5 protein-coding genes are annotated in these 11822 nt (G+C 73.7%); all 5 read left to right on the top strand.

Annotated features, from left to right (window positions below; genetic code table 11):
- Window positions 1-20 precede the first annotated feature (20 nt).
- Complete coding sequence (locus IE311_RS03530) at window positions 21-7241, top strand: amino acid adenylation domain-containing protein (protein ID WP_189830319.1); 7221 nt, start codon at window positions 21-23, stop codon at window positions 7239-7241.
- Between the two features lie 113 nt (window positions 7242-7354).
- Window positions 7355-8164, top strand: a complete 810-nt coding sequence (locus IE311_RS03525) for a 2,3-dihydro-2,3-dihydroxybenzoate dehydrogenase (protein WP_189830035.1) — start codon at window positions 7355-7357, stop codon at window positions 8162-8164.
- An 83-nt stretch (window positions 8165-8247) separates the two neighbouring features.
- Window positions 8248-9453 carry an isochorismate synthase DhbC gene (dhbC, locus tag IE311_RS03520; RefSeq protein WP_189830034.1) on the top strand — a complete coding sequence of 402 codons (1206 nt, stop codon included), beginning with the start codon at window positions 8248-8250 and terminating at the stop codon, window positions 9451-9453.
- Window positions 9450-11102: a (2,3-dihydroxybenzoyl)adenylate synthase gene (locus IE311_RS03515; RefSeq protein ID WP_189830033.1), complete on the top strand. Its 1653-nt coding sequence runs from the start codon at window positions 9450-9452 to the stop codon at window positions 11100-11102. The genes dhbC and IE311_RS03515 overlap by 4 nt, the downstream gene beginning before the upstream one ends.
- A gap of 91 nt (window positions 11103-11193) precedes the next feature.
- A complete protein-coding gene (locus IE311_RS03510; RefSeq protein WP_189830032.1) occupies window positions 11194-11817 on the top strand; it encodes an isochorismatase family protein in 624 nt (207 codons plus the stop codon).
- Window positions 11818-11822 lie beyond the last annotated feature (5 nt).

Below are 11822 nucleotides of genomic sequence, written 5' to 3'. Positions count from 1 at the left end.
CGCAGGCTCGTATCGAGGACATGCTGCCGCTGTCCCCCCTTCAGCAGGGCATGCTGTTCCATTCCGTGTACGACGGCGAGGGCGCCGACGTGTACACCGTGCAGGTGTCGGTCGGTCTGGCCGGGCCGGTGGACGCCGGACGGCTCGAGCGGGCCGCGGTGGCGCTACTGCGCCGGCACCCGAACCTGCGGGCCGGTTTCTGGCACGAGGGCGTTCCCCAGCCGGTGCAGTTCGTACCGGCGGAGGTGACGTTCGGGGTCGAGCGGATCGATCTGACGGTGCCGTCCGCGAAGGGCACCGACGGCACCCCCCTGACGGGTTCCTCGGCCGAGGAGCGGCTCGCCGGACTGCGGCGGGCCGAACTGGCCCGGCGGTTCGCGCTGCACCGGCCGCCGCTGCTGAGGCTGGTCCTCGCACGGCTGGCCGGCGACGACCACCGGCTGGTGATCACGGTCCATCACATCCTGGTCGACGGCTGGTCCATGCCCCTGCTCGTCGGTGACCTGCTCGCCCTGTACGCGGCCGACGGGGACGCCTCCGGTCTTCCGGCGGTACGCCCCTACCGCGCCTATCTGAAGTGGCTGAAGGAGCAGGACACTCCGGCGGCCGAGGCCGCCTGGCGGTCGGCGCTCGCCGGGGTCGAGGAGGCGTCGCTGGTGGCGGCGCCGGACCCGGCGCGGGCGCCGGTACGGCCGGGGGTGCACGCCCTGGAGCTGTCGGCGGCGGCCACGGACCGGCTGACGGCGGCGGCTCGGCGGCTCGGCACCACGCCGAGCACGCTGATCCAGTGCGCGTGGGGGCTGCTGCTCGGCGGCCTCACGGGGCGGCAGGACGTGGTGTTCGGTCTGACGGTGTCGGGGCGTCCGGACGAGATACCGGGTGTCGAGTCGATGCTCGGCCTGTTCATCACGACCGTGCCGGTCCGGCTCGCCACCCGGCCGGAGGAGACGGTGGAGGGGCTGCTGCGCCGCTTCCGTGACGAGCAGAACGCGCTCCTGGCCCATCACCACCTGGGGCTGCGGCTGATCCGGAAGCAGAGCGGCGGCGGGGAGCTGTTCGACACGCTCGTCGTGATCGAGAACTACCCCGTGGACCCCTCGGCGCGCGAGACGGTCGCCGGCGGGGTGCGGGTGACGGGTGTCGAGGCGGAGGACGCCACGCACTACCCGCTGACCCTCGCCGTGTCCCTGGACGCGCGGGCGGAACTGCGCCTGGAGTACCGGCCCGACGTCTTCGACGCACGGGCCGCGGGTCTCCTCGCGGACCGCCTCGCGCACGTCCTGGACCGGATCGCGGCGGAGCCCGGCACGGCGGTGGGCGCGCTCGCGCCGCTGCCGGCGGCCGAGCTGGAGCGGGTACGGAGCGCCTGGCCGGGGACGGTGCGGGACGTGCCGTCGGGGACGGTTGCGGACGTGTTCGCCGAGCGGGCCGCGCGCACTCCCGACGCGACTGCGGTGGTCTGCGGGGACACCGCGCTGACCTTCGCCGAGCTCGACGGGCGGGCCGCGCGGCTCGCGGGGCTCCTCGCGGAGCGGGGGGTGGGGCCGGAGTCGGTGGTGGCGCTCGCCGTGCCGCGTTCGGCGGAGACGGTGGTGGCGATCCTGGCGGTGCTGAAGGCGGGCGGTGCCTATCTGCCGCTGGACCTGGACCATCCGGCGGACCGGCTGGGTCTGATGATCGAGGACGCGGCGCCGGCGTTCGTGCTCACGACCGCGCGGGCTGTGCCGCTGCTGCCGCCGGCCGGGGACGGTCCGGAGCGGATCGTGCTCGACGCCCCGGAGACGGCCGCCGCGCTCGACGCCTTCCCGGCGGAGTGCGTTTCGCCGGAGATCGCGGACGGCCACCCGGCGTACATCATCTACACCTCCGGGTCGACCGGGCGTCCCAAGGGCGTGGTCCTCACTCACGGCGGTCTGTCGAACCTGTACGCCAACCACATCGCCGAGGTCCTCGGTCCGGTGGTGGACGCGACAGGCGGCCGTTCGCTGCGGGCGCTGCACACGGCGTCGTTCAGCTTCGACACCTCGTGGGAGCAGCTGTTCTGGCTGATCGCCGGGCACGAGCTGCACGTGCTCGACGAGGTGGGCCGCCGGGACGCCGAGTTCGTCGTCGGGTACGTCCGTGAGCACCGGGTGGACGCGATGGACGTCACCCCGACGTACGCGCTCGGGCTGCTCGACCGGGGGCTGCTCGACCCGGCCCGGCACCGTCCGGCGCTGCTGCTGCTCGGCGGCGAGGCGGTGCCGGAGGCGCTGTGGTCCGCGGTGCGGGCGGCGAGCGGTGTGATGTCGGTGAACCTCTACGGTCCGACCGAGTACACGGTGGACGCGCTCGCGGCGGATCTGGCCGGCAGTGCCACTCCGGTGGTGGGGCGGCCGATCGGCAACACGCGCGCGTACCTCCTGGACGCGGCGCTCCGGCCGGTCCCGGCGGGCACGACGGGTGAGCTGTATCTGGCGGGTCACGGTACGGCGCGCGGCTATCTGGGCAGGTTCGCGCTGACCGCCGAGCGGTTCGTGGCCGATCCGTTCGGGCCTCCCGGATCCCGGATGTACCGCACGGGCGACCTGGCGAGGCTGCGGGCCGACGGCGAGCTGGAGTACCTGGGCCGTGCCGACGACCAGGTGAAGATCCGGGGTTTCCGGATCGAGCCGGGCGAGGTGGAGGCCGCGCTCGCGGCGGTCGACGGGGTCGAGGCGGCGGCGGTCGTGGTCCGCGAGGACAGACCGGGGGTGAAGCGGCTCGTCGGCTATGTGACCGGCGGCGCGGAGCCGGCCGCGATCCGCGCGGAGCTGGCCGCGGTCCTGCCCGACTACATGGTTCCGGCCGCCGTGGTGGTGCTCGACGCGCTGCCGTTCAATGTGAACGGCAAGCTGGACCGGGCCGCGCTGCCCGCGCCGGTGCTCGGCGCGTCGCCCGCCTCCCGGGCTCCGAGCGGGGAGCGGGAGGAGGCCCTGTGCCGGGTGTTCGTCGAGGTCCTCGGCCTCCGTTCGGTCGGGGTGGACGACGACTTCTTCGCCCTGGGCGGTGACAGCATCGTCTCGATCCAGCTGGTGACCCGGGCGCGCAAGGAGGGTCTGGTCCTCACCCCGCGCGATGTGTTCGAGCGGCGGACGGTGGCCGGGCTCGCGGTCGCGGCCCGCACGCCGGACGGGCAGGCCGCGGCACCGAACGCCGCGGGCTCCGACGGGCCGCTGGTGGAGCTCGACGAGGCCGGGCGGGAGCTGCTCGGTCGGGTGTTCCCGGGAGCCGGGGAGGTGCTGCCGCTCGCGCCGCTCCAGGAGGGTCTGTACTTCCACGCGCAGTACGACGACCGCGCGCTCGACGTGTATCTGATGCAGAACTTCGTGGAGCTGCGGCACACCGTGGACACGACGGCGCTGCGGGCGGCGTTCGACGCGATGCTGCGCCGGCATCCGAACCTGAGGTCGGCGTTCTGGCACGAGGGCCTGGCGGGTCCGGTGCAGGTGGTGCCCGCCGCGTGGGACCTGCCCTGGGACGTGCGGGATCTGACGGAACTGGACCGGGCGGGGCAGGACGAGGCGCAGCGGGCGTTCTCGCTCGAGGACGCGGCGACACGGTTCGATCTGTCGGCACCGCCGCTGATGCGGGTGACGCTGCTGAAGTTCGCCGAGGACCGGTGGATGCTCTGTGTGACGCAGCACCACATCCTCACCGACGGCTGGTCGGAGTCGCTCTTCTTCGAGGAGCTGTTCCAGCTGTACGGGGCGGGGGGCCGCGCCGAGGTGCTGCCGCCGGTCACTCCGTACCGCGAGTACCTGCGGTGGCTGGCGGGCACGGACACGGAGGCGGCGGTGGCCGCCTGGCGGAACCATCTGTCGGGCCTGGACCAGGCGACGCTGGTCGCGCCCGCCGATCCGGCGCGGCGACCGGTGACCGCCGAGGTGGTGGACATCGCGCTCGGCGAGGAGACGAGTGACCGGCTCCGGGCGTTCGCCCGGGGTTGCGGCGTCACCCTGAACACGGTGCTGTCGGCGGCGTGGGCGCTGTCCCTGTCCGGGATGACCGGGCGGGACGACGTGGTGTTCGGCGCGACGGTCTCGGGGCGTCCGGCGGAGGTGCCGGGGGTCGACCGGATGATCGGCATGTTCATGAACACGCTGCCGTTCCGGGTCACGCTGCGTCCCTCGGAGACGCTGCGCGAGCTGCTGGTCCGGACGCAGGGCGAGCACGCGGAGCTGCTCCCCCACCACTACCTGGGCCTCGGTCGCATCCAGCAGGCCGCGGGCGTCGGGCAGCTCTTCGACACGCTGTACGTGTTCCGGAACACGCCCCTGGACGACACCGCGCGCGAGGAGGCGGTGGAGCGGCACCGGATCGGCTGGACGCACAGCGTGGACGGCACGCACTATCCGCTGACGCTCGCCGTGACGCCGGACCGCTCGCTCGAACTCAGCCTGGCCTACCGGCCCGACCTGTACGAGCGGGGGACGGCGGAGGAGCTGGCGGGCCGGCTGCGGCTGCTCGTCGAGCAGTTCGCGGCGGGCGGGGCGACGCCGGTGGGCCGGCTGCGCACCCTGGAGGGCGCCGAGGAGGCCGCTCTGCTGGCCCTCGGGGACGACCTGGGGCACGAGCTTCCGGACATCTCGCTGATCGAGCTGTTCGCCCGGCAGGTGGAGCGGACCCCGGACGCCACCGCGCTCGTCTTCGAGGACGAGCAGCTGAGCTACGCCGAGCTCGACGAGCGGGCGAACCGGCTGGCGCGCGTACTGATCGCGCGGGGTGCGGGCCCGGAGCGGACGGTGGCCCTGGGGCTGCCGCGCTCGGCGGACTTCGTGGTCGCGCTGTTCGCGGTGCTCAAGGCGGGGGCGGCGTATCTGCCGCTGGACCTGGACCACCCGGTCGACCGGCTGGCGGCGATGGTCGAGGACGCGGGCCCGCTCTGCCTGGTCACCGTCTCGGCGGTGGCGGGCCGGGTGCCGGTGGTGGCGGGCGTGCCGCCGCTGGTGCTTGACGATCCGGCGACGGTCGCGGAGCTGGCCGCGCTGCCGGACGGGCCGGTGGCCGATGAGGAGCTGTCGGCTCCGCGTGACGGCCGGCACCCGGCGTACCTGATCTACACCTCGGGTTCCACCGGGCGTCCCAAGGGCGTGGTGGTGCCCGGCTCGGGTCTGGTGAACATGCTGCTCAACCACCGGGAGCGGATCTTCGAGCCCGCGGTGAAGCTGGCGGGCGGTCGCCGGATGCGGGTCGCGCACACGGTGTCGTTCGCGTTCGACATGTCGTGGGAGGAGTTCTTCTGGCTGGTCGACGGGCACGAGGTGCACGTCATCGGTGAGGAGCTGCGGCTGGACCCGGCGGCGCTCACCGCGCACTACGACCGGGTCGGCATCGACGTCGTCAACGTCACCCCCTCCTACGGTCAGCAGCTGGTCGACGCGGGCCTTCTGGACGAGGGGCGGCACCGGCCCACCCTGGTCCTGCTCGGCGGCGAGGCCGTGCCCGACGGGCTCTGGTCGCTGATCGCGGGGACCGAGGGCACGATGGGCTACAACCTGTACGGGCCCACGGAGTACACGATCAACGCCCTCGGGGCCGACGTGGGGGAGAGCGTCACCTCCTGCGTGGGCCGGCCGATCTTCAACACCCGGGCGTACGTGCTGGACGGCGCGCTGCGGCCGGTGCCGCGCGGGGTACCGGGCGAGCTGTACCTGGCGGGCGCGGGTCTCGCACGCGGCTACTTCGCGCGGCCGGCGCTGACGGCGGAGCGGTTCGTCGCCGATCCGTTCGGCGCGCCGGGCACGCTGATGTACCGCACCGGCGACCTCGTGCGATGGCGCGAGGACGACGGGATCGACTACCTGGGCCGGGCGGACCACCAGGTCAAGATCCGTGGCTTCCGGATCGAGCTGGGCGAGATCGAGTCGGCGCTCGCCGAGGCGCCGGAGGTGTCGGCCGCGGCGGTGGTCGTGCACACGGCCGGCAACGGGGTGAAGCGTCTTGTCGCGTACACCGTGCCGGCCCCTGAGTCGGTTCCCACGGACCCGGAGGCGGCGACGGCCGCGCTGCGGGCCCGACTGGCCGCGACCCTGCCGGAGTTCATGGTGCCGTCCGCGTTCGTGGAGCTGCCCGCGCTGCCGCTGACGGTGAACGGCAAGGTGGACCGCGTCGCGCTGCCCGCCCCGGTGTTCGCGGACGCGGGCGGCGGGCGGCCACCGAAGGACGCCCGCGAGCAGCTGTTGTGCGGGATCTTCGCGGACGTGCTGGGTCTGGAGCGGGTCGGCGTCGAGGACAACTTCTTCGAGCTGGGCGGGCATTCGCTGCTCGCGATGCGGCTCGTCGGCCGCATCCGTGACGAGCTGGGCGTTCCCGTCCAGGTGGGCACGGTCATGTCGGCGCCGACGGTCGCGGACGTGGCGGCCCGGATCGGGTCGGACTCGCGCCGCGACGCGCTGCGGGTGCTGCTGCCGCTGCGGGAGCGGGGCGGCAGGGCACCGCTGTTCTGTTTCCATCCGGCCTCCGGGTTCGGCTGGCAGTACACGGGGCTGCTGCGGCATCTGGACGCGGACCGTCCGGTGTACGGCGTGCAGTCGCCCGGTCTGTCGGGGGACCTTCCGGAGGTGGCGGACGTCGCGGAGCTGTGCGAGCGGTACCTGACGGAGATCCGCACGGTGCAGCCGCAGGGGCCGTACCACTTCGCCGGGTACTCCTTCGGCGGGACGGTGGCGCACACGCTGGCCTCGATGCTCCAGGAGCGGGGCGAGGAGGTGGCGTTCCTCGCGCTGCTCGACGCCTATCCGCCGGAGCGGGACGACTGGTCGTACCTCGAGACGCCGGAGTGGCGCGAACGGCTCGAACAGGAGGAGAACGGCTTCCTGCTCTCCGTGGCGGGGCTGGGCGCGGAGGCCCCCGGGCGCGGGGACGTCTCCCGCGAGGAGGCCGTGGCCGCGATCCGGGACAGTCAGGGCCTGCTGGCCGGCTTCGACGACTCGCTGCTGCACGCGATCGTGGAGACCCATGTGCACTGTGTACGGCTGCTCTCGCGCAGCCGCACCCGGCGCTTCCGCGGCGATGTCCTGTTCTTCACCGCCGCGCGGACGACCCCGGCCGGGGAGACGCCGCGGGAGGTGTGGCCGGCGTACGTGGACGGCGTCCTCACCGAGCACGTGCTGGACCGGGGGCACGACGAGCTGATGGCGCCGGAGGCGCTCGAGGAGATCGGTCCGCGCCTGGACAGGGCGCTGCGGGCCGTCACGGACGGTCCGTCACCTCGGTTGTGAGCAGGGCCCGTTCGGTGTTCCGAAGTCGGCGGCGGCTCTCGGGCCGCCGCCGTGGCAGGACCATGGGTAATCCGTACAACTTAGGTTAGGCTTACCTAAGCAAAGGAGGTATTGTGTCTGAAAGCAGCAGCCCGCGCGGTGAGTTCGGGGGCCGCGTGGCACTCGTCACCGGCGCCGCGCAGGGCATAGGCGAGGCCGTGGTACGGGCACTCGCCGCGCGCGGCGCCACCGTCGCGGCGACCGACCGTGCCGCGGCCGCGCTCACCGAGAGCGTCGCGCGGCTCACCGGGGACCGGGACCCGGCCGGCGGACCGATCGTGCCCTACCCCCTGGACGTCACCGACGGGGACGACGTCACACGGACCGTGGACCGCGTCGAACGCGAACTCGGCCCCGTCGACATCCTCGTGAACGTCGCCGGGGTCCTCAGGACCGGACCCGCGCTCGACCTGACGGACCAGGACTGGTCGGACGTCTTCGCCGTCAACACCACCGGTGTCTTCCACCTCTCCCGGGCCGTGGTCACCGGAATGGCCGCCCGGGGCTCCGGCTCCGTCGTGACGGTCGCCTCCAACGCCGCCGGCATCCCCCGCTCGGGAATGAGCGCCTACGCCGCCTCCAAGGCCGCCGCCGTCGCCTTCACCAAGTGTCTGGGCCTCGAGGTCGCCGCCCGGGGCGTCCGCTGCAACGCCGTCTGCCCCGGCTCCACCGACACCCCCATGCAACGCGCGCTCTGGGACGGACCGTCCGGCCCCCGGCGTGTGATCGAGGGCGACGCCGCCGCCCACCGCACCGGCATCCCACTGGGCCGCATCGCCGACCCGGAGGACATCGCGGAGACCGTGGTCTTCCTCGCCTCCGACCGGGCCCGCCACATCACCATGCAGGACATCTACGTCGACGGCGGCGCCACCCTGCGCTGACGGCCCGGGCCCCACCGCCCCGCCACCCCGTACGGAACCGCCCGCCGAACCCCCACCCTCCGACCGAATCCAAGGAGCCTCCCGTGTCGACGGTCCATCAGGTCGCCGCTCACACGTCCGCGCCCGCAGACCCTTCCTCCGCCGTCGGAGCCGCCACCGGGCTGCTCGACGCCTTCCGCCGGGGCGACAGGTTCCTCGCCACGCCCACCCGGACCCTGCTCGCCCACGGCGTCCAACGGGAGGTCCCGCACGGCCCCGCCCCGGTCGCCGAGCGGGTGGTCGCGGCCCTGCGGGCGGCCCGCTCCGAAGGCCGCGCCGCCCCGGTCGTCATCGGCGCCCTCCCCTTCGAGCCGGACGCGCCGGCCGCGCTCGTCATACCGGAGGCCCTGCGCACCGGTCCCGCGCTCGCCTTCGACCCGCTCGTCGCGCTGCCCGCGGCCGAGCCCCCGGCCGTCGCCTGGGAGGTCCGGCCCGAACCCGACCCGGAGGTGTACGCCAAGGGGGTCGCCTCCGCCGTCGACCGCATGTGGAAGGGCGAGTTCAGCAAGGTGGTCCTCGCCCGCACCCTGGAACTGACCGGCCCCGACGAGCCGGACGTCCCCGCGATGCTCCAGCGGCTCGCCCGCCGGGACCCGGCCGGCTACACCTTCGCGCTGCCCACCGGCCCCGGCCGCACACTGCTCGGCGCCAGCCCCGAACTCCTGGTCTCCCGGCGCGGCGACCGGCTGGTGTCCAACCCGCTGGCCGGCTCCACCCCCCGCAGCGACGACCTCGCCGAGGACGTGCGCCGCGCCGCCGCCCTGCTCGAATCCGCCAAGGACCTGCACGAACACGCCGTCGTCATCGACGCCGTGCACCAGGCGATGGCTCCGTACTGCTCCGCCATCGAGGTCCCCGCCCGGCCGTCCCTGATCCGCACAGCCACCATGTGGCACCTCTCCACCACCGTCACCGGCACCCTCGCGCGCCCCGAGGTCTCGGCCCTGGAGATCGCCTCCGCCCTCCACCCCACTCCGGCGGTCTGCGGCACCCCGACCCCCCTCGCGAGACAGGTGATCCGCGAGACCGAGCCCTTCGACCGGGGCTTCTTCACCGGCATCGTGGGCTGGGGCGACGCGGAGGGCAACGGCGAATGGGTCGTCACCATCCGCTGCGCCGAGGCGGAGAACCGCACGCTGCGCCTGTACGCGGGCGCCGGCGTCGTCTCGGCCTCCGTGCCCGAGGACGAGACAGCCGAGACCGCCGCCAAGTTCCGTACGTTCCTGAACGCCGTGGGAGCCGAGCTGTGACCGCACCGACCCTGCCCCCGGCCCCGGACACCACGCCCACGTGGCCCGCCGACGCCGCCGCACGCTACCGCGCGGCCGGCTGGTGGCGGGGAGAGACCTTCGGGGCCGTGCTCCGCGAGCGCGCCGAGGCCCATCCCGACCGTGTGGCCGTCGTCGACCACGCCGGTCCGGGCGGCACCCGCCGTGCCTGGACCTACGGCGAGCTCGACCTCCGTGCCGACCGGCTGGCCGCCGGCCTCTCCGCGCGCGGTATCGGCACCGGCGACAAGGTCGTCGTGCAACTCCCCAACGTCGCCGAGTTCTTCGAGGTGATCTTCGCGCTCTTCCGGCTGGGCGCGCTGCCGGTCTTCGCGCTGCCCGCCCACCGGGAGTCGGAGATCTCCTACTTCTGCTCCTTCACCGAGGCGGTCGCCTATGTGATCCCGGGCGAGGAAGCGGGCTTCGACCACCGCGCCCTCGCGACCACCGTGCTCGCCAAGTCGCCCTCGCTGCGGCACGTGTTCGTCGCCGGTGCGGACGCCGGAGCCTTCGAGGCACTGGCCGACGTTCCGGCCGAGCCGGTGGCCCTCACCGGACCGGCGCCGTCCGACCTGGCGTTCCTCCAGCTTTCCGGCGGCAGTACCGGCGTGCCCAAGCTCATCCCCCGGACACACGACGACTACATCTACTCGCTGCGCGGGTCCAACGAGATCTGCGGGGTCGACGCCGACAGCGTGTACCTCTGCGCGCTGCCCGCCGCCCACAACTTCCCGCTCTCCTCACCGGGTTCGCTCGGCACCCTGTACGCCGGCGGCCGCGTGGTCATGTGCCCCAAGCCGGCGCCGGACGTGGCGTTCCCGCTGATCCAGGACGAGGGCGTCACCATCACCGGCCTCGTCCCCCCGCTCGCGCTCGTCTGGACCGACGCCGCCGCCGCGACCGCGTACGAGCTCTCCAGCCTCGACGTGCTGCTGGTGGGCGGGGCCAAGTTCGGCGAGGAGGCCGCGCGGCGCGTCAAGCCCGCGCTGGGCTGCACGCTCCAGCAGGTCTTCGGGATGGCCGAGGGGCTGGTCAACTACACCCGGCTCGACGACGACACGGAGACCGTCGTCACCACCCAGGGCCGGCCGATCTCCCCCGACGACGAGATCCGGGTCGTGGACGACGAGGACCAGGACGTGCCCGCGGGCACGACGGGCCATCTCCTGACCCGCGGCCCCTACACCATCCGCGGGTACTGGAACGCCCCCGAGCACAACGCCCGCGCCTTCACCCCGGACGGCTTCTACCGCACCGGCGACCTCGTCCGGGTCACCCCGAGCGGGCACCTGGTCGTCGAGGGACGGGCCAAGGACCAGATCAACCGGGGCGGCGAGAAGATCGCGGCCGAGGAGGTGGAGAACCATCTGCTCGCCCACCCGTCCGTGCACGACGCCACCGTGGTGGCCGAGCCCGACCCTTACCTCGGCGAGCGGAGCTGCGCGTACGTCATTCCGCGCGCCGACGCCCCGGCGGTCGGGGCGCTCGCGCTGAAGCGGTTCGTCCGGGACCGCGGTCTCGCCGCCTTCAAGGTCCCCGACCGGATCGTCTTCGTGGAGACCTTCCCCACGACCGGTGTCGGCAAGGTGTCCAAGAAGGACCTGCGCGCCCGGACGTCGCCGGCCGCCTGACCCCGACACCGCGCTCCCTGCCCGGCCCGCCCGGTCACAGCGACAGAACCAGCAACAGCACAGCACCAGCACCCGCCGAAACGGAACCGTCATGACCCTGCCCACCGTCGCGCCCTACCCCATGCCACGCCCCGGCGAACTCCCCGCCAACCGGGTGGACTGGACCGTCGACCCGGACCGCGCCGTGCTCCTCGTGCACGACCTGCAGAACCACTTCCTCACCCCGTTCGACGCCGAGGCGGAGCCGCTCACCGCCCTCCTCGCCAACCTCGGCCGGCTCCGCGCGGAGGCCGCCCGGCTCGGCGTGCCCGTCGTGTACACCGCCCAGCCCGGCGGCCAGAGCCCCGAGGAGCGCGGTCTCCAGCAGGACTTCTGGGGCCCCGGGGTCCCGGCCGACCCGCACGCCGTGGCCATCGCGGACGCCGTCGCCCCCCGTGACGGCGACATCCTGCTGACCAAGTGGAAGTACAGCGCCTTCGTCCGCACCGACCTTCTGGAGCGGCTGCGCGAGCAGGGGCGCGACCAGCTCGTGGTCACCGGTGTGTACGCGCACATCGGTGTCCTGATGACCGCCTGCGACGCCTGGATGCGGGACGTCCAGGCCTTCGTCGTCGCGGACGCCGTGGCCGACTTCTCCGAGCGCGAGCACCGGATGGCGCTGGAGTGGGCGGCCGGCCGGTGCGCCGTGGTCACGACGACCGACCGGGTCTTCTGAGGCGT

The sequence above is a fragment of the Streptomyces zaomyceticus genome, assembly GCF_014656215.1.
Classification (GTDB): Bacteria; Actinomycetota; Actinomycetes; order Streptomycetales; family Streptomycetaceae; genus Streptomyces; species Streptomyces zaomyceticus.
This window is presented reverse-complemented; position numbering and strand designations above follow the sequence as displayed.

What these genes read in the sequence shown, in the direction of transcription:
- IE311_RS03530 (WP_189830319.1), top strand. Translation starts at nt 21, where the DNA reads ATGCTGCCGCTGTCCCCCCTTCAGCAGGGCATGCTGTTCCATTCCGTG.
- IE311_RS03510 (WP_189830032.1), top strand. Translation starts at nt 11,194, where the DNA reads ATGACCCTGCCCACCGTCGCGCCCTACCCCATGCCACGCCCCGGCGAA.